15 protein-coding genes are annotated in these 18,923 nt (G+C 62.9%); 10 read left to right on the top strand and 5 right to left on the bottom strand.

The window, feature by feature from the left end; all coding sequences use genetic code 11:
- Window positions 1–904: amidohydrolase (locus F4Z81_10470; protein MXW05477.1), on the bottom strand; the 904-nt coding region annotated here is incomplete at its 3' end.
- Between F4Z81_10470 and F4Z81_10465 the strand changes: the two genes are divergently transcribed.
- The 9 genes from F4Z81_10465 (at window position 803) to F4Z81_10425 (ending at window position 13,178) form a co-directional block, all read left to right on the top strand.
- Complete coding sequence (locus F4Z81_10465; protein MXW05476.1) at window positions 803–2,314, top strand: aminotransferase class V-fold PLP-dependent enzyme; 1,512 nt, start codon at window positions 803–805, stop codon at window positions 2,312–2,314. The two genes, F4Z81_10470 and F4Z81_10465, sit on opposite strands and share 102 nt — an antisense overlap.
- 1 nt (window position 2,315) lies before the next feature.
- Entirely contained in the window at window positions 2,316–3,518 is a 1,203-nt protein-coding gene (locus F4Z81_10460; GenBank protein MXW05475.1) for a butyryl-CoA dehydrogenase, read from the top strand.
- Between the two features lie 84 nt (window positions 3,519–3,602).
- Window positions 3,603–4,394 carry an electron transfer flavoprotein subunit beta/FixA family protein gene (locus F4Z81_10455; GenBank protein MXW05474.1) on the top strand — a complete coding sequence of 264 codons (792 nt, stop codon included), beginning with the start codon at window positions 3,603–3,605 and terminating at the stop codon, window positions 4,392–4,394.
- A 15-nt stretch (window positions 4,395–4,409) separates the two neighbouring features.
- A complete protein-coding gene (locus F4Z81_10450) occupies window positions 4,410–5,396 on the top strand; it encodes an electron transfer flavoprotein subunit alpha/FixB family protein (GenBank protein MXW05473.1) in 987 nt (328 codons plus the stop codon).
- Between the two features lie 58 nt (window positions 5,397–5,454).
- Window positions 5,455–7,512 carry a (Fe-S)-binding protein gene (locus F4Z81_10445; GenBank protein ID MXW05472.1) on the top strand — a complete coding sequence of 686 codons (2,058 nt, stop codon included), beginning with the start codon at window positions 5,455–5,457 and terminating at the stop codon, window positions 7,510–7,512.
- The gene (locus F4Z81_10440; protein ID MXW05471.1) at window positions 7,509–8,642 is read left to right on the top strand and encodes a hypothetical protein; all 1,134 of its coding nucleotides are present in this window, start codon (window positions 7,509–7,511) and stop codon (window positions 8,640–8,642) included. Before F4Z81_10445 ends, F4Z81_10440 begins: the two co-directional genes overlap by 4 nt.
- Window positions 8,624–9,877, top strand: a complete 1,254-nt coding sequence (locus F4Z81_10435; protein ID MXW05470.1) for a hypothetical protein — start codon at window positions 8,624–8,626, stop codon at window positions 9,875–9,877. Before F4Z81_10440 ends, F4Z81_10435 begins: the two co-directional genes overlap by 19 nt.
- A gap of 35 nt (window positions 9,878–9,912) precedes the next feature.
- Window positions 9,913–11,262 carry a sulfatase-like hydrolase/transferase gene (locus F4Z81_10430; protein ID MXW05469.1) on the top strand — a complete coding sequence of 450 codons (1,350 nt, stop codon included), beginning with the start codon at window positions 9,913–9,915 and terminating at the stop codon, window positions 11,260–11,262.
- Window positions 11,238–13,178, top strand: a complete 1,941-nt coding sequence (locus tag F4Z81_10425) for a hypothetical protein (GenBank protein ID MXW05468.1) — start codon at window positions 11,238–11,240, stop codon at window positions 13,176–13,178. The genes F4Z81_10430 and F4Z81_10425 overlap by 25 nt, the downstream gene beginning before the upstream one ends.
- A 17-nt stretch (window positions 13,179–13,195) precedes the next feature.
- Here F4Z81_10425 and F4Z81_10420 read toward each other — a convergent pair whose 3' ends face one another.
- From F4Z81_10420 to F4Z81_10405, 4 genes are all read right to left on the bottom strand, one after another.
- Entirely contained in the window at window positions 13,196–14,596 is a 1,401-nt protein-coding gene (locus F4Z81_10420) for a phytanoyl-CoA dioxygenase (GenBank protein ID MXW05467.1), read from the bottom strand.
- A gap of 52 nt (window positions 14,597–14,648) precedes the next feature.
- Window positions 14,649–15,386, bottom strand: coding sequence for a hypothetical protein (locus F4Z81_10415; protein MXW05466.1), 738 nt, complete (start codon window positions 15,384–15,386; stop codon window positions 14,649–14,651).
- 105 nt (window positions 15,387–15,491) lie between these two features.
- Window positions 15,492–15,986: a dCMP deaminase family protein gene (locus tag F4Z81_10410; GenBank protein MXW05465.1), complete on the bottom strand. Its 495-nt coding sequence runs from the start codon at window positions 15,984–15,986 to the stop codon at window positions 15,492–15,494.
- Entirely contained in the window at window positions 15,987–17,096 is a 1,110-nt protein-coding gene (locus tag F4Z81_10405; GenBank protein MXW05464.1) for an AI-2E family transporter, read from the bottom strand. It lies immediately after the preceding gene.
- Here F4Z81_10405 and F4Z81_10400 point away from each other — a divergent pair.
- Complete coding sequence (locus F4Z81_10400; GenBank protein MXW05463.1) at window positions 17,047–18,921, top strand: peptide ABC transporter substrate-binding protein; 1,875 nt, start codon at window positions 17,047–17,049, stop codon at window positions 18,919–18,921. The genes F4Z81_10405 and F4Z81_10400 overlap by 50 nt on opposite strands.
- The last annotated feature ends 2 nt before the right edge of the window (window positions 18,922–18,923 follow it).

The raw sequence follows: 18,923 nt of genomic DNA, 5'->3' as shown, positions 1-18,923 counted from the left end.
TAGTTCGCAGCCCAAGGGCGACGTAGGCGATCTGCTGCGGGTAGTCGGAACCGAACATCACCCGGTCGATACCGGCGAAATCGATGGCCAGGCGAAGCGCTCCGCTGTCCGGCATCCCCGCGGATTCGTAGTACATGTCCTTCAGATACTCAGACGGTGGCCGGTCCAGTTGCTCGCGAGCCTCGGGGTAGGAACGGTAGGCCTGGTCGATCCGGCCCGCTAGGAACGGGATGGTGCCGCCGAGGTTCCCCAGTACGACCTTCAGGTCCGGGTAAGCCGCCATGGTTCCGCTGAGTACCAGGTGCAGGGCGGCCACCGACGTGTCGAACGGGAACCCGGCCATGGGCGTAAGCCGGTACGCCGCGTAAATGTCATGGGAATGAGGCGTGGTGGGATGTACGAAGAGCGGCAGGTCCAGGGCGGTAGCCGCCGCGTAGAGTTCATGAAACTCCGGGGCGCCCAGCGACCGGCCGTTGATATTCGAAAACAGCATGCCGCCCCGCAGGTTCAGCGATTCCACGGCGCGGCGCAGTTCCGCCGCCGAAGCGGCCGGATCCTGCAGCGGAAGGACCGCAAGGGCGGACAACCGGCCGGGATGGCGGGCCACGGTTTCGGACAGGGCCTCGTTCACGATCCGGGCGAGGCGACGGCCGGCATCCGGTTCCTCGACGTGCAGTCCGGGGATCGAGAAACTGAGCAGTTGCCGGTCCACGCTGTGCCGGTCCATATGCTCGATCACGCGGTCCGCATCGAAATGGCCCGGCGCGATCATGCTGTAATCGCCGTCCAACTTCAACAGGCGATGGCCGTCGGCGTCCCTGACCAGCGTTGCCTGGTAACCTCCCCGTTCGATCTCGTCGAGGTAAGCGGAGGTATAGAAATGAGTGTGGAAATCGTATACCAAACGGACCCTCCAGCGGTTGTACCGGGCGCTCCGTCAGCGCGCGCCCGATTCCAGTGGGTTCCAGACAATATAGCCCGTTTTACGTCAATCACAACGCCGGAAGCTACGCACGGTAACGACCTCCCGAATTCCCTGTACAAAAACGGCGCCGGCGGATATCTTGGCAGTCGAATTAGCGACCGGCTGAAACTGCAAGTATTACAACTGGAGACACCCATGCTGATCGATCCTTCCGAGTTCATTGGAACCGAGGGCATTACCCACCTGTGTACCGGCGGCGAATCGCCCATGCTGAAAACGCATGAAGACGCCGTCCACCGTTTCTTCGAGGACAAGCTCCTGGGAGAGGAAGGACGCAGGCGCCTCGAAGTGGTTTCCGCGGGTTGCAAGGAAAAAGTCGGCCGCCTGTTCGGCGTCCAACCCGACGATATCGGTTTCCTGACCTCTACTTCCGAAGGCATCAACCTGCTGGTCTACGCGCTCGACTGGAGGCCCGGCGACAACGTGGTGGTGGCCGACGTGGAGTTCCCTTCGGACGTATTGCCGTGGACCCTGCTGAAGGACCGCGGCGTGGAACTCCGGATTGTGGAAAACAATAACTGGCACACGGACTTGGAAGATCTTGATCAAGCGATAGATGAAAACACCAGGGTGGTCAATGTCAGTCATGTCAGTTATTTCACCGGCCAACGTCTGCCGCTTCCCGAACTCTCCGATATCGTGCACCGCAAGAACGCTCTGCTCTGTCTCGACGTCACCCATTCCGCGGGCGTCGTTCCGGTCGAAGCGCAGTACGCGGACTTCGTCGTATCCAGCTGCTACAAGTGGCTCATGGCCGTGCACGGCGTGGGGATATTGTACTGGAACCGGGAACGCGTGCCCGAACTGAACCCGCCCTTCGTCGGGTGGCATACGCCGGCCTACCTCCCCGACTGGAAGGATCCCTCCGCGTACATACCCCGGGAGGATGCCAGCCGGTTCACGCCGGGCAATGAAACCTGGATAGGGGTGTACATCCTGGACAACGCCCTGGACTGCCTGCTGGGCATCGGGATCGACCGCATCGAGGAGCACGTGCTTCACCTGAGCACCCGCGTGTGGGACGGCCTGTCGGACCTGGGCTGGGAAGTCATCACGCCCCGGGCTGAAGCGGAAAGGGCAGGCAACGTCTGCTTCACCGCGGCGGACGTCAACGCGGTGACTCACGCCCTCGAAGCACAGAACGTGTTGATTTTCGGGGCTTACGGCGGCGTGGGAAGGGCCCGCGTGTCCACCCATTTCTACAATACGGACCGTGACGTGGACCGGTTCCTCGAAGTCATGCGGGAGATCCCGGTGACCCATCCGGCATCCAGGCCCGGCAGGGACTTCGGCAAAGCGGCCGGTGTAACGGCCGAAAACCAGGGCTGATATGGAATTCGAGCTAAGCGAAGAACATCGGATGGTCGAGCGGATGGTCTACGACTTCGCCCGCAACGAGATCCTGCCGTCGATCAGGGAACACGACCGCAACGGAACTTTCCCCCACGAACTGCTGCCCAAAATGGCGGCGCAGGGGTTCATGGGGATCTGCCTTCCGGTTCGCTACGAAGGGGCCGGCATGGACTTCATCTCCCTCGGCCTGCTGTCGGAGGGGCTGGAGTGGGCTGACTCTTCCGTCCGGGAGACGATCGCGGTCCACCTGGGCCTGCACGCCCTGCCCATCTTCCAGTGGGGCACGGAAGCACAAAAGGAACAATTTCTGCCGCCCCTGGCCACCGGTGAAAACATCGCCTGCTTCGGACTGACCGAACCCGGCGCGGGTTCCGACGTGGCCGCCATGACCAGCCGGGCCCGGAAGGAAGGCGACACCTACCTGGTCAGCGGCGAGAAAATGTGGATCACGCTGTCCGACGTGGCGGACCGCTTTCTGGTTTTCGCCAAGACGAGCCAGGAGGAAGGCACGCGGGGCATCACCGCTTTCCTGCTCGAACGCGGGTGGGAAGGCCTGACCACCGGCACTATCAAGGGCAAGATGGGGGTGCGGGCGAGCAACACGGGCTGGATCAACATGGACGAGGTCCCCGTGCCCGTATCCCACCGGCTGGGTGAAGAGGGCGAGGGATTCAAGATCGCCATGTCCTGTCTCGACAACGCCCGCTACACCGTCGCGGCGGGTGCCGTCGGCCTGATGAAATATTGCCTGGAAGCTTCCGTGTCGTATGCACGGCAGCGCCGTACCTTCGGCCAGCCCATCGGCGACCATCAACTCGTGAAGCAACTCATCGCCCAGATGAAGCAACGCATCGATTTGGGTGAACTGGCGGTGCGCAAGGTCGGATGGCTCAAGAACCGGGGAATGCGGAACACCCGGGAGACGAGCATGGCCAAGTGGTACTGCACGGAGTCGGCCTTCGCTACGGCCAGCGACGCGGTGCAGGTCCACGGCGCCTACGGATACTCCGACGAGTACGACGTGGAACGTCATCTGCGCAACAGCAAGAGCGCGGTGATCTACGAGGGCACGTCGCAGATCCACCAGCTCATGCAGGCGGACTATGAGTTCGGCAATCGGACGGACCGCCCGCTCCGGTGCGAGATGCCCGCCTACGATCCGGAATACTGGCAGGACTGACCGCTGACCACGTGCGGCCACGTCGACCGTAGACCGCGTGCGGCCACGCTGTCACGACAAGGTACATAGCGAGGTAACGGTTACTTGAACATCATCGCCCTGGTGAAGCAGACGCCCGATACGGCGCAGTTGTCCGCCTCCATGGACGGCCTCAAGCTGTCCGCCGAGGGCGGACCCCGGATCGTCAACCCCTGGGACGAGTACACGCTGGAAACGGCCATACAGGCCCGGGAAGAGCACGGCGGCAAGGTGACCGCGCTGAGCCTGGGACCTCCCGAAGCCGCCGACGCGTTGAAGACCGCCCTGGCCATGGGCGTGGATGAAGCCGTCCTGGTTTCGGACCCGGCCATGGCGGACAGCGACAGCCTTGCTTCGGCGCGCATCCTGGTCGCGGCCATCCGCAAAATCGGTGCCTTCGACCTGATCGTCGGGGGCCGGGCGGCGATCGACGGCAATACGGCCGCGACGGCCGTGCAGATCGCGGCCCTGCTCGGTGTGCCGCTCGTTTCCTATGTGGCGGAACTCCGGAACCTGGATCCGTCCGACCGGACCCTCTCGGCGGTCAGACTGCTCGAGAAAGCGCGGGAGACGGTCACCAGCCGGCTTCCGGCCCTGATCACGGTCGTCAAGGAGATCAACGAACCTCGGTATCCGAGCCTCATCGGCATACGCAAGGCGGCCCGGGCCCAAATACCGGTGTGGCGTTGCGAGGATCTCGGTCTCGATACGGCCGGCGTGGGCGCCGGGGCCTCGGGGGTCGAATGGCGGACGGCGCTGCCTCCGGAGCGGGAAGCGCACATCGAGATGATCGACGGCGGCCCCGAAGACGCGGCCAGGACCCTGGTAGACCGGTTGTTGGATGAAAAAGTCATTTAGGCGGAAAATGAACTGATGGCAAGCAACTTACTCGTATGGATTGAACAGGAAGACGGACAGGCGGACCCGATCGCCTGGCAGGCGATGGCCGCAGCGGGGAAAGTCGCCGGTGATCTCGGCGGAACGCTTGCCGCCGTCGTGATAGGCGACGGCGTCGGCGAGATCGCCGGGCAGGCCATCGAGGCCGGCGCGGACCGCGTGTACACCGCCGAAGACCCTTCACTGTGCCGCTACCGCGTGGAACCCCATGCGAAACTCCTGGCTCGGATCCTGGAGAACGAGCCGCCGTCCGTGGTCCTGATGGGTGCGAGTACGGCCGGCCTGGAGCTTTCGGCCTACGTCGCCGCTCTCGACGGTGCGGCCCTGGCGCCGGACTGCACCGACCTGCGCTTGGAAGGCGACCAATTGGTGGCGGTCCGCCCCGCGCTGGTCGGCAACCTGGTATCCACCGTGACGTTCAAGGGCACCGGGCATCGTTTCATCACGGTGCGGCGCAATATCTTCCAGCCGGTGGAACCCGATCCGTCCCGGACCGGGGAGATCATCGAGGTACCTGCCGTGCTGGCGGAGGACGAGATCCCCACCAGCGTGGCGTCCGTGGAGACCGCGGACGGCACCGTCAGTCTGACCGAGGCGAGCATCATCGTATCGGGTGGCCGCGGCGTGGGCGGACCGGAGGGTTTCCAGCCCGTTCGAGAACTGGCGGACGCCCTGGGCGGCGCGCTCGGCGCCAGCAGGGCCGCGGTTGACGCCGGGTGGATACCCTACGCCCACCAGGTCGGCCAGACCGGGAAGACGGTACAGCCCGACCTGTACATCGCCTGCGGGATTTCCGGTGCGATACAGCACCTGGCGGGCATGAAAAACGCCCGCGTGATCGTGGCGATCAACAAGGACGCCGACGTGCCGCTATACAGGTACGCCCACTACGGCATCGCCGGCGACCTCTTCAGTTACCTGCCCGCCATCGCGGAAGAAGTGAGGAAACGGCTGGGCCGGTAACCCGGCACTCCGTGCATCGCGTCTTCCTTTGGCGGCACATCGGGATTGCGGGACGCCGATGCTTTCCCCCTACGAAAAGATCCTCTTCGCCCTCCTTGCGGCCGTCTCGCTGTACCTGGTGTCCGTCACCTTCCGGCGCATGATCGGGACGATTATGCGGGGCCAGGGCCGCCTTGCGTGGGATGGTCTTCGAGGCCGGCTGTGGACCGGAATCAAGGCTCTGGCCGGCCAGAACAACATGATCCGCGACCGGCCGCTGGTTTCCCTCGCGCACACCGGGATTGCGTGGGGCTTCATCCTATACATGGCGGTCAACCTGGTGGACGTGCTGGAAGGCCTGGTAACCGGCTTCGTTTTTCTGGAAGACGGGGCCGCCGGTCAGGTCTACCGCCTGCTCGTCGATCTCATGACCCTGGCCGCGCTGGCGGGCATGGCCGCCCTGCTGATCCGCCGGTTCATCGTTAAATCCACGGACCTCGCCGTCGCGCCCAACGTCAAGTTGCACCCCCGTGCAGCCGGTGGCATCCGGCGGGATTCCCTGATCGTGGGGTTTTTCATCCTCGGCCACGTCGGCTTCCGGCTCGTGGGCGCATCCTTCGACATCGCCCTACGCGGACCGGACCCCTGGCAGCCGGTCGCGGCGCTGGCAGCCGGTCTCTGGTCGGGCATGGAACCTTCCGTGCTGACTTTCGGCCTGCACGCCAGCTGGTGGATCGCCATCGGGCTGGTGCTGGCCTTCCTGCCCTGGTTTCCCTATTCGAAACACGCCCACCTGTTCATGGGTCCCTTCAACCTGATGACCGCCCCTGAACGGACCAGTCCGGGCACGCTGGATGCCCTGGATTTCGAAGACGAGACCATCGAGCAGTTCGGCGCGGGCCGGATCACCGACCTGGACCGGACCCATCTCACCGACGCTTTCGCCTGCATCATGTGCAACCGGTGCCAGGACGCCTGTCCGGCCTATGCCACGGGCAAGGAATTGTCTCCCGCGGCCCTGGAGGTGAACAAGCGGTATCACCTTCGCGACCACATGAATTCCCTGGCTGCGGGCGGGGAAGACACGGAACCGATGCTGGGCTACACCATGAGCGAAAGCGCGCTCTGGGCCTGCACGGCCTGTGGCGCCTGCACGGAGGCCTGCCCCGTCGGCAACGAACCCATGTTCGATATCCTCGCCATGCGCCGGAACCAGGTGCTGATGGAGAGCGCGTTTCCGAATGAACTTAAAGGCGCCTTCACCGGTATCGAACGGAACGGCAATCCCTGGCAGATGGCGGGCGACCGGATGGAATGGGCCGAATCCCTGGACTTCAAGGTGCCGACCGTTGTGGAGAACCCGGACTACGACGTGCTGTTCTGGGTCGGCTGCGCCGGCGCCTTCGACCCCGGCGCCCGGGAAACGGCGCGGGCCATCGCCACGGTCCTGCACCGGGCGGGGGTGGACTTCGCCGTGCTGGGAAACGACGAATCCTGTACGGGAGATCTGGCGCGCCGGTCCGGAAACGAGTATCTTTTCAGTATAGCCGCCGAAGGGAACATCGAGACGTTGAACGCCGCGGGCGCCGACCAGGTCGGCCGGAAGCGCATCGTCACGGGTTGCCCCCACTGCCTGCATACCCTCGGGAACGAGTATGACGCGCTGGGGGGCCGTTTCGAGGTCCTGCACCACACGCAACTCATCGGCGAGTTGTCGAAGGCAGGCCGGCTCGCGATGCCGGGGCGCGACGAAACACGCACGACCTATCACGACCCGTGCTACCTGGGCCGCCACGGCGGTGAATACGAAGCGCCCCGACAGGCGCTGGCGGCAGCCCGGCCTTCCCTGGTGGAAATGGCCCGGAGCCGGAACCGGTCCTTCTGCTGCGGCGCGGGCGGCGCACAGGTATGGAAAGAAGAAGAGGAAGGCAGGGAAGCGGTCAGCGACCATCGCTTCCGGGAGGCCAGGGAAACCGGGGCCGACACCCTGGCCGTGGGCTGTCCCTTCTGCGCCAGGATGATGAACGACGCCAACAAGCGGGCCGGCGAACCCATGCGGGTCCGGGATATCGCCGAAATCGTGGCGGAATCCATTCAAGATGAGCGGGAGCGCACGCCGGGAGCACAAGCACCATGACGACTGTTAACGAACGCATGGTCTTCCTGGACGGGTCCAGGCTGATCATCGAGGCGATGGCCCGGGCAGGCGCGGGCGCCTACATCGGGTATCCCATCACGCCCGTCAACTGGCTCTTCGCGGGCGCCAAGGAGCGCATCCCCATCGCCCTCGAGGCGCCGGACGAGATCACGGCGCTGCAATGGGCCGCCGGTTTCTCCTCGTCAGGCGTGTTTCCCGTCACGGCCTCCGCTTTTCCCGGCTTCGCCCTGATGATCGAATCGATCAACATGTCCTTCATGATGGAACTGCCCATGGTCATCATCCTCGCCCAGCGCCTGGGTCCGAGCACCGGGTCGGCCACAACGGGCGGCCAAGGGGACTTGCTCCTGCTGCGGGGATGCATCTCGGGAGGGTATTCGCTTCCGGTGTTCTGCCCTTCGAACCTGAACGACTGCTGGGACATGGCCGCGGCCAGCGTGCACACGGCGGTAGACCTCCGCACCCCGGTCGTGCTGCTGACCTCGAAGGAAATGGTCATGACCAACCAGAACATGGACATTTCGGGCCTGAAGGAAGTTGAGCGCGCGGAACGCCATATGCATGAAGGGAACGGGGAATACAAGACCTACGGGGCGAACGGCAACCTGGCGCCGCCCTTTCTGCCCCTGGGCAACGACCTGCACCAGGTCCGGCTGAATTCATCGACGCACGACACGGAAGGCATCACCCAGAAGAACAGTCCCGAGGCCCTCGGCAATACCGAGCGGCTCAAGAACAAGGTCGAACAGAACCTCGATGAATTCACTTTTTACGACCACGATCGGGACGAAAGCGCCGATACGGTCATTCTGACCTACGGCATCTCGGCGGAGGCCGCCCGGGAGGCCGTCGGCCTGCTGCGGACTGGCGGCGAATCCGTATCGCTCCTGGTCATGAAGACGCTGCTGCCGGTACCGCCACGCATATACGAACTGCTTGCGGCATACCGGCACGTCGTCGTCGTCGAGGAGAACATCGTCGGCCTGCTGCGGGAACTGCTCTACGGAAACCATCAGCACGACCGGATACATGGCGTCAACAAAATCGGCCACATGATCACTCCGCAGGAGATCGCGGAAGGAGTACGGCAATGCAGGAAACCATCCTGAACGACTTGAAAATGCCCTACTGCCCGGGCTGTGGTCATACGGTCGCCAACAAGTCCATGAGCAAGGCCCTGGCGGATATGGACGTACACCCCCTCGACGTCATCGTGGTGAGTGACATCGGCTGCACGGGACTCGTGGACCCGCTGCTCACCTGCCATACGATTCACGGACTCCACGGCCGGGCGGTCGCCCTGGCCATGGGCATCCGCATGGGCCTCGAGCATCCGGACAAGAAGATCATCGCCCTGCAGGGCGACGGGGGCGCCACGATCGGACTGCAGCACCTGCTCGAAGCGGCCCGGCACAACCTGGACCTCACCCTCGTCGTGCAGAACAACATGGTCTACGGCATGACGGGCGGCCAGACCAGTGGGCTGTCCTCCACCGAGTTCAAAGAACCGGAGCGACCGGAGGAGGCCGTGCCGGGATACGACATCTGCGCGCTGGCCCACAACGCCGGCGCGGCCTATACCGCGCGGACGTTTATCGGCAAGGACACGGCCGAACTCTGGAAGGAGGCCCTCTCCACGCCGGGGTTCTCGCTGATTGAAATCGTTGAAATGTGCCCGGCGTACGGAATGCGGAAGGTCCAGGAACTCCACGATACGGCGGACTACGAAAGCGTCGTGACAAGGAACCCGCGCGCGGTCGGCCTTCCGCACCGGGCGGTCGGACGGTCCCTGCTGGACGCGTTGAAACCCATCGAACACACCTGCGAGGCGCCGCTCGACGGCCGCCTGGAAATTATCGTCGCGGGCTCGGCCGGCGAGGCCATCCAGTCCGCGGGGGACCTGCTCTCCACGGCGGGCATAACCGCGGGCCTGTCCGCCACCAAGAAGGGCGACTATCCCATCACCATCGGCACCGGGTTCTCCGTTGCGGAAGTGATCCTCTCCCGGCAGCCTATCCACTACACCGGGATCGACTGTCCCGACATCATGATCGTCATATCGCAGGACGGACTGGACAAGGTGCGGTCTCGCATCGGCGAACACACCCTGGTGATCGCGGATTCGAAACTGGAACCCGAGCTTGCGGAGTTGGCCGGTCCGTCCAACCTGGTGACCCGGGACTTCAGGAAGACGGGCGGTCTGAAAGGCGCCGCGCTGGCCGCCATTGCCCACTGGCTCCAGGACAACGGGTTTCTGCCCATCGAAGCCCTCATCGAAGCCGCCGGCCGCCACAAGCACGGCGACAAGATGAAGGTCATCATCGACAAGGCCATCGTAGCTTAGCGGCTCTCACTTACCCAGGACACCGGTAATCCTCCTTGCGCATCGTCTTCTTCGATATCGACAGTCTGAGGCCCGACCACCTGGGTTGCTACGGTTACGGCCGGCCGACCTCCCCCGCCATCGACGCGATCGCCGCGCAGGGCATGCGGTTCGACCGGTACTACTGCGCGGACTCCCCCTGCATGCCGTCGAGGCACGGTTGGATCACCGGCCGTTTCGGAATTAACAACGGCGTGGTGACCCACGGCGGTCCCGCATCGAAGCTGCATATCCTGGAACAGCGGTACGGCGGGCCCGACGAGCGGAACCAGCTGGTGCAGAGAAAACTGCGCCAGCACGGATTCGATACCATCTGCTTTTCCAATTTCCCTACCCGGCACTGCGCGACCTGGTTCGGGCTGGGCTGGTCGGAGTTCCATTCGCCCAACCTGAAGACTGGATCGGAGACGGCGGACGAAGTCAACGAGGCCGTGCTTCGATGGATCGCCGCGAATCGCGGCCGGGACGATTTCTTTTTGTACATCAACTACTGGGACCCGCACCGGGTCTACGAAGCGCCCCGCGACGGTTACGACCGCATGGCAGCCCATCCGCCGGCGGTGGACTGGCCGGACGGCGAAGCAATCCGCGGCCACCAGGACATCGACGGGTGGTTTACCGCTTCACATCTCTTTCCCGGGGACAGGCCCAGCCCCACGCCGAACATGCCGGACGCCATCCGGAACACGGACGACCTGAATCACATGGTGACCGGATACGACGCGGAGATCCGGTACACCGACCATCACGTTCAGCAAGTGCTGGACGCCCTGGGCGATCTGAACGACACGGCGGTCATCATCTCGGCGGATCACGGCGAGGCCATGGGGGAGCACGGCATCTACGGCGACCACGTGTGCGCCGACGAATGCATACACCGTATCCCGCTGGTCATCAAATGGCCGGGGGTCACGCCGCCCGGATCCACCTGCGGCGATCTACTGTATAACGTGGATCTGAGCGCGACGCTGATCGAACTGGCCGGGGGCGAGGTGCCGGAATACTTCGACGGGCGGTCCTTCGCGGAAGGACTCGCCACCGGACAGTGCCGCCAGCACGACTACCTGGTCTGGGGACACGGCCTGTACACGCTGCAGCGGGCGGTGCGGACGCCCGATCACCTCATGATCAGGACCTACGACGACTTCGGATACCGGTTCGAACCGGTGGCCCTGTACGATATGGGAAACGACCCGTACCAGACGCGCAACCTGGCCGATGATGAGCCGGAGATCCTGCACAGGATGGATCACTACCTTTCCGAGTGGCTTCACGAACAGCGGGTCAAGCCCTACGCCATCCCCGATCCCATGGAGGTCGTGTGGCAGGAACGCCAAACTCCGTAATCACATTGCGGTCCCTTGCCACGGGGCTGGTCCTGGCCATCGTCCTCAACGTCTGGGTGACCTACGGGACCTATATCCTGCACTCGTCCCGCATGTCGGTGGCCCACCTGCCCATCTCCGCCCTGGCCCTGTTCCTGCTCGTCGTATTCCTGTACAATCCGGTCGCCCGGAGCCTCTACACACGAGCCGCCTTCACCGGCCGCGAGCTGGCGCTGATATTCTGCATCCTGCTCATCTCCAGCCTGATTCCCGGCAAGGCCTTCGTGTCGTACTTCCTGACCATCGTCTCCACGCCTTTCTACTTCGCCCAGCCGGAAAACCAGTGGGCCGAACTGTTTTTTCCCTATCTCCCGGAATGGCTCGTGGCGAGCAACCAGAACAACGCCATGGGCTGGTTCTACGAAGGGCTCCCGCCGGGCGGGACCGTCCCGTGGTCCCCCTGGATCATACCGGTCGCCTGGTGGATGAGTTTTTTCATTGCCATTTTCGTCGTCGGCGCCTGCATCGCGGCCATATTCAGGAAACAATGGGTGGAGTATGAGCGGCTTACCTTTCCCCTGGTCCAGGTACCCCTGGAGCTCATAGCAGCCGATCAATCGCCGGGACGCTGGCCGAAGCTGGTCTACGACCGGCTCTTCCAGGTCGGATTCGGCCTCGCGCTGGCCATCGCGATCTGGAATATCTTCTCGTTCGCCCTTATCGTACCGCAGCTGCCCGTGGGCACCTTCTTCGAGACCCCGCTCCAGCTGAGTCCGATGTTCCCGTCCATCCCCTTGCGCATCAGCCCGTACATGCTCAGTTTCGGGTACTTCATCAACGTCGACATCCTCCTGAGCATCTGGGTGTTTTTCATGCTCGGAATCCTCGAGATCGGCGCCTTGAGCTACATCGGACTCAACACGGAAGGCAGCGGTCCAGGCGGTACCGGCGGCGTCAACGCACAGTTCTTCGGGGGTTTCCTCGTTTACGTGGGATACGCGCTCTGGACCGCGCGGCGCCACCTGCTCGCGGTGGTCAGAAAGGCAACGGGCAGGGATCCGGCGCTGGATGATTCGAAAGAACTGGTGTCGTACAGGATAGCCGTGGCCGGAGTGCTGGCGGGGACGGTCTTCATCTGCGCATGGCTCTATCAGTCGGGGATATCGCTTCCCGTGATCGCGGTGTTTCTGGCCTTTCTGTTCGTGCTTTACTTCGGAACGACGAAAGTGATCGCGGAAACGGGGGTGGTGTTCCTGGACCTGCCCGTGAACGCCCACCAGATCACGGTGCTTTCCCTTGGATCGGGAAACGTGTCACCCCAAAGCCTCACCTCGCTGGGCCTGGCCAGCGCCTATGCCCGGAACTGGCGCGGTCTGGGAATGGGCTCGGTCGTATTGGCCGACCGGTTGACCGACGGATTCTGGCCGCGGAAGAAGGGGCTGCTGCTCGTGCTTACCGTTACCTTCCTGGTCAGCATGGTCACGGCAGTGGCCTATTCGATCGACTGGGGGTATTCCACGGGGGCCTACAACTTCGGTGGGGGCGCATTCAGCAATCTCAATGTGCATTACTACGAAGAAATCGTGACCTGGATGAAGAACCCTCTTTCCCTGGGGCAGAACGAGCCCTGGTTCATGGCGGCGGGCGCGGTTATCTTCATGGTCCTGCTGAAGCTCAGGCACTGGCTGGTCTGGTGGCCCCTCGCCCCGGTGGGATTCGCCATCTGCTTCGCGAGCAATATCCGGGACTCGATCCTGTCCGTCTTCCTCGCCTGGCTCATAAAGTTCATCCTGCTGAAGGTCGGGACCGGCGCTTACCGCACGGGCCAGCGGTTTTTCCTGGGCGTGCTGCTCGGATACACGCTGGGCATCGTCCTGTCCTTCATCGCGGATGCCCTGTTCTATCCCGGACAGGGCCACATGATGCACGACTGGTAGCAGGCGGTAACCGGCCGCTAGTACGTACTCTTCGCCGTCGTCAGGGGGCACCACCGCGAGGCCTGCAGCCAGTGAAGCAGCGTGCTCAGGGCTTCCGGCGTGCCGATCTGTTCGAGGGCGATGGCGGCCTGGCCCTGCACGTACCGGTTTTCATCGTAGCACGCGTCCGCTAGCTGCGGAATGGCCACCTGGGCTTCGTCCCCGAAGCGGGCCAGCGCGTAGGCGCTCCTGGAGCGCACCTGCTCATCCTCGTCTTTAATCATGCCGACCAGCGCGGGAACGGCCGAATCTCCAGCCAGCTTGATCTGGCCGAGGGCATCGGCCAGGTTCTGGCGGACAAAGGGTGACGGGTCGTCCGTCAGACCCGCCAGGCGCTCCGCAACCGAAGGATTGTTGTGCCGGATGTCGCCAAGAGCATAGACCGCGTAGCCCCGGACCCGTTCGTCGCCGTGCCCGAGCAGGGGGACCAGTGGTTCGACGGCCGCGGCGCCCAGCGCGCCGAGCCCGTAGCACGCTTCCCGCCGGACTTCGTCCCGTTCGTGCTGGAGGGCGGAGAGCAGGTGGGGGAGGGCGGCCTCACCGCACTCCGCCAGGGTATAGGCCACGTGCAGCCGCTTCTGTTCGAGTTCGTGGGTCAGGTCGCCGGCGAGCGCTTCGACGTGTTCCGCGCCTTCCCGCCGGGTCCCGGCCGACCCGTTTCCGGCAAGCCAGTGCCACATGTTCCTCCACATGGCGCTCCGGGGGTGGTCCGACAGGTCACCGAGATCGATATCATCGTGTTGCCGGTTCCACCAGGGCCGGTCCGGCTCCGACATCCGCGTAAACTGGAACTTCATCATGTACCGGACCTTGTCCGTCTGATTCGGAAACGCCCGGTGCCAGAGGTCGAAGTGAATGATGGTAACGGTTCCCGCCTTGCCGCTCGCGGGGAATCCGTCGGGCACCGACCCGTTCCCGCCGACGGTCTCCTCGCGGGACTCGACGTAGTGGCTGCCCGGGATCACCCCCGTCGGGCCGATCTCCACCGGGGTGTCCTGGGGATAGTACATGGCCATGATCCAGCGCGGATGATGGTCCCGCACCTTGGTGTAACCCCAGTAGCTGTCCTTGTGCCAGCCGCCTCCCTTGCTGTTCGGCGGGTTCACGTGCGGGTGGCGGTGGGCGTGCATCACGTAATCGGGACCAAGCAGGCTGGTCAGCGCGCCCTTCACCGCGGGATCGTCGTAGACCTGCTGGATCTCGGGCACGCGAGGCAGCAGGTTGTTTCCCGGATTCCCGTCCTCGTCGATGATCGCTTTTGTTTTCTCGTAGATGTCGTCGTGCAGCGCGGCCGGCTTGTCCACGGTGATCACGTGATAGCCGTTCACGATGAAGTCGCGCATGGCGTCATCGTCGAAAAGGTAGGATCTGTCCACCATGGGTCACTGCTCCTTTTTGGCAAGGCTCCATTTTGGTATGGCTTCTTTCAGCTCATCCATCCGTGAAGCAAATCGACATATCTTCAAGAAACGCTTCAGGTTCCACTGCCTTAAAACGATTTACAGTCCATGGCCGGACCGCATTATATACCTCGTTGTACGACTCCGTGCCTCCACAGGGAAGACGCTCCAGGCTCTCCCGGATGACGTCCGCGGCAGACCCCGATGCCCGGACTTCCAGGTTCCCATCCTCGCAGTCATAATACCAGACGGATTTCAGCCTTCCGCTCAACAGTCTGTATGCGTATTGCGAAAGCGGTTCATCCACGGTACCGGGTTTGAATGAAGCCGGCCAGAACAGGCGGTTGACCTGGAGGCGAAAGGCCGCCTCGAGCATGCCTGCCGGCGTCGCCGGACAGAGATGCCAGTTGGTCTCCGGCCAGACGTCGAGCCATCCCCACGCACTTCCCATCTCCGGGATGGAAAGGTCCCGGTCACCGTTTCGCGTATGAACGCGCCCATCCCGTCCCCCGATGAACACGTGATGCTGGGGGTAGTTGAAGAACTCGCCCCCTTGCGACCGGAGGCAGTCGTAGAACCCGGTCGCCAGGCCGAGGACGGCGCCGGCCAACCCGAACACGCCGTCTTCCAAACGGGGTGAGACCAGTCCCACGCGGTCCTGCGGATGGTAATCGGGATACGCTTCGGAAAAGGACAGGACCTCCGACTTCGTATCCTGCCGCCGGCGATAGACGAAGTCCGACTGAGTTATGCGTTCGCTGGTATGCAAAACGTCATCCGGTTCGCACGTTCATTGGACCTTATTGATTTGACGCGTAATGTCCGGGCTGGCCGGCTGCGCGTCAAGCAGAATCTCCCCCGGCTCACGGGGTTGTCAGACCGTCTGCACAACGGTTTCCGGATGCTCGTCCAACTTCAGTTCGACCATCTCGATTCCGGATTCTTCCACCAGCCAGTCATACACCTCTTCGACGGACTTCGTGTAGGCGTACTCCTCCCCATAGACCACCCGGCGTATCCCCGCCTGGATGGACTTTTTCAGACAGCCCAGGCAGGGCTTGTTGGTCGTGTAGAGCGTGGCGCCGCTCGTCGACGACCCGTGGCGCGCGGCGAAGACGATGGCGTTTTCCTCGGCGTGTATGCAGACGCATTCGTCGAGGTTCGCCCCGGACGGTCCGTCCGAATTGCATCGCTTGCAGCCGCCGTCGAAGCAGTTGGGTATGCCCATGGGGGTGCCGTTATAGCCCGTGCTGGTGATGATCTTTTCGTTCACGATCACGGCACCGATGTGCCGGCGAATGCAGTTCGATCGCGCCGAAACGGCATAAGCGATGCGCAGGAAATACTCGTCCCAGGAGATTCTATCCATTCACTGCTCCTTCACCGGTTGAGATCCCTTCAGGAACCGCTTGTAGTACGAGTGGGCCAGGAACGTCACCGGCAGCGCGATCAGCAGCCCCAGGATACCCAGCAGTTTTCCCCAGATGGACAGGGAAAGGAGGATCACCGCCGGGTTGAACCCGGTCGCACTGCCCATGATCCGGGGAACCAGAATGGCGTCCTGGATGACCTGTACGACGGCGAACACGGCCAGGACGAGGACGAGCATTACCCAGATGCTCTCGCCGGCGCCCAGGGCCCCGGCAATCGCGAAAAGCACCGCCGGGATGAGACCCACGACCTGCAGGTAGGGCACCATGTTGAGCAGCCCGATGAAAAGGCCCAGCAAAATCCCCATGGGCAGGCCGATCAGCCAGAAGCCCAGCGCGAAGAGCAGTCCGACGATGAAGGCGATGAGAGCCTGGGCGCGAAAATAGACCCGCATGGCCTTCGTAAAGTCGGATACGACATCGAGTACGACCTGCCGGTACTGGTCGGGGATCAGGTTCTTCCAGCCTTCGGAGATCTCGTCGAAGTCCAGAAGGATGAAGACCAGGTAGAGCAGGATGACGATGACGACCGCAAGACCGATGATGAAGCTGATGGTACCTGAGAATACGCCCCAGATGCCGGGCAGGATCTGTTGAAAGAACAGCCGGATGTTTTCGAAGTTCAGCAGTTGGACCAGCTCTTCAAACCGGACCAGGTCCGCAATGTATATCCTGATTTCCTCCGGAACATAGTCCTGCATTCTCGCCTGCCACTGGTCCGCGTCCACCAGCCCGGAGAGCAGCCGCTGCATCTGCGCGACTTCGGACACGACCATCGGGATCAGGATGGAAAGGAACAGGACCACGGCGGCGAGGATGATCGTCAGGCTCAGCAGTACGGAGATGATTCGTTGCTTGAAGGGCAGTTTCCGTTGCAGCCAGGAAGTCAGGGGATTGATCAGGTAGGCGAGCAGCAGTGCGACGGCAAAGGGTATGAGCACGTCGCTCAGATAGGCGATAAGGGTGATCAACAGCCAGATCACGCCCACGGCGATTGCGATGCGGACTACGCGGTCGAAGGTAAAGGGGCTTTCGGACAGCATGAGCATAACCCGGGATGAAACGCCGATCTTGACGGTAACGCCGTGTAATCAAGTAGGCGCAGGGATGGCGGATGTCAAGCAAATACAGGACGACGGACAATCTCTTGACCTGCCTTCGCCGGCGGGTCTATATTCACCGCGCACCAACGGTAGATTCGATTCAGATCCACCTTACCCCGGAACCTCCATGCACAAGGTACTTTCCGTCCTGTTGCTGGCCGCGGCCATCCTGCCGGCAACCGGTTTTTCCCATGCCCAGCACACGAACTCCGTAGGAGTCACCCTGCCGGCCGATGCGGCGCCGCCGGAGCAGCAGGTCTTCCGCCTGATGAGTCCCGAACCGCGCAGCCTCGACATCCAGATCAACCTGTACGACGGCGAGGGCACGCTGCTTCCGTTCGAAACCCTGCTTATCCGGGACGAACTCTGGCAGCCCATCCCGGCCGCCGCAACCGGTTACGACGTCTCCGAGGACGCCCGGGAATGGACGTTTCATCTGCGTCAGGGTGCCCGGTGGAGCGACGGCCGGCCCGTCACGGCCCATGATTTCGTCTACGCCTTCAGACGCATGCTCGATCCCGCCAACGCCAATCCCTACGCTTTCTTCTATTATGACATAAAGAACGCGAAGGCCATCAGCCTGGGAGAGATCGAGGACCCGGACCAACTCGGTGTCCGCGCCGTGGACGATCTCACCTTCCAGGTGCTCCTGGAGCGCGGCGCGCCGCATTTCCCCCACGTCGTGTCCTTCGGCCTGGCCTATCCCACGCCGCGCTGGACCGTGGAAAAACACGGCCGGAAGTGGACCGAAGTCGACAAAATCGTGTCGAACTCCGGTTTCAGAATGTCCGAATGGGCGACCGGCAGCCATATGACCTTCGTTCCCGACCCCATGTACAACGGCCCCCACAAGCCCATGCTGGAGAAGGTCATCCATCCTTTCCGCTATGCGGCGGCACAGACTGTCCTGGCCTACGAGAATAACGAGGTTGACGTTGAGAACGTGGATATAAACGACCTGGACCGCATCGAACGCCATCCCCTGCTCAGCGGAGAACTCGTCAGGTCGCCCGGTAGAACGACCTGGTACCTATTCTTCAAGGTAGGTGAACCGCCGTTCAATGATGTCCGCGTGCGCGAGGCTTTCGCCCGGGCGCTTGACCGCGATGCGATCTGCCGGATCGTACTGAGGGGAACCGCGGCACCGGCCTATTCCATGATGCCGCCAGACTTCAGGGAGTACAACGGTGAGGCCATGAAACCGTACCAGGCTTTCGATCCCGAAAGAGCAAAAGCGCTGATGCGGGAAGCCGGATACCCGAACGGACGGGGATTTCCCAGGCAGGAAATGTGGATTCGCGCGCCGACGCCTTCCATGCAAATGGCGGGCGTGGCCATTCAGAGTATGCTGCTGGAACATCTCGGGGTGAACGTCTCCATCCGCATCTTGGACCGGACCGCCTACATGAGCAAACTGTACAACTGGGAGATGGACTTCGGCTTTCTGCGGTTCGTCGCCGATTACATGGACCCACGTAACATGCTGGACATGACCTGGCATTCCCAGCCGAAAGGCGCGGGACGGCACGACTGGGCGAACTCCGAATTCGATGCGTTGGTGGAAACGGCCGGAGCGGAGCTGGACCCGGAAACGCGCACGGGGCTGTACCGGCAGGCGGAGGAGATTCTGGTGGGGGACTACGGCGCCGCCTTCGTGTTCCATCCACTCACGATGCAGCTTCGAAAGTCGAACCTCAAGGGGTACACCCGGTATCCCGACGGTACGGTAGGCGGACTCATGTTTTCGCGATTATATAAGAGCAGGGAGTAGCT

This window comes from Gemmatimonadota bacterium (genome assembly GCA_009835325.1).
In the GTDB taxonomy this organism is placed as follows: domain Bacteria; phylum JAAXHH01; class JAAXHH01; order JAAXHH01; family JAAXHH01; genus JAAXHH01.
The sequence above is the reverse complement of the archived record's forward strand: the minus strand, read 5'-3'. Positions and strand labels throughout refer to the sequence as shown.

Coding starts and splice junctions, on each gene's coding strand:
- F4Z81_10465 (MXW05476.1), top strand. CDS start 803: ATGGCCGTCGGCGTCCCTGACCAGCGTTGCCTGGTAACCTCCCCGTTC.
- F4Z81_10460 (MXW05475.1), top strand. CDS start 2,316: ATGGAATTCGAGCTAAGCGAAGAACATCGGATGGTCGAGCGGATGGTC.
- F4Z81_10450 (MXW05473.1), top strand. CDS start 4,410: ATGGCAAGCAACTTACTCGTATGGATTGAACAGGAAGACGGACAGGCG.
- F4Z81_10445 (MXW05472.1), top strand. CDS start 5,455: ATGCTTTCCCCCTACGAAAAGATCCTCTTCGCCCTCCTTGCGGCCGTC.
- F4Z81_10440 (MXW05471.1), top strand. CDS start 7,509: ATGACGACTGTTAACGAACGCATGGTCTTCCTGGACGGGTCCAGGCTG.
- F4Z81_10435 (MXW05470.1), top strand. CDS start 8,624: ATGCAGGAAACCATCCTGAACGACTTGAAAATGCCCTACTGCCCGGGC.
- F4Z81_10420 (MXW05467.1), bottom strand. CDS start 14,596: ATGGTGGACAGATCCTACCTTTTCGACGATGACGCCATGCGCGACTTC.
- F4Z81_10410 (MXW05465.1), bottom strand. CDS start 15,986: ATGGATAGAATCTCCTGGGACGAGTATTTCCTGCGCATCGCTTATGCC.
- F4Z81_10400 (MXW05463.1), top strand. CDS start 17,047: ATGCGGACTACGCGGTCGAAGGTAAAGGGGCTTTCGGACAGCATGAGC.
- F4Z81_10405 (MXW05464.1), bottom strand. CDS start 17,096: ATGCTCATGCTGTCCGAAAGCCCCTTTACCTTCGACCGCGTAGTCCGC.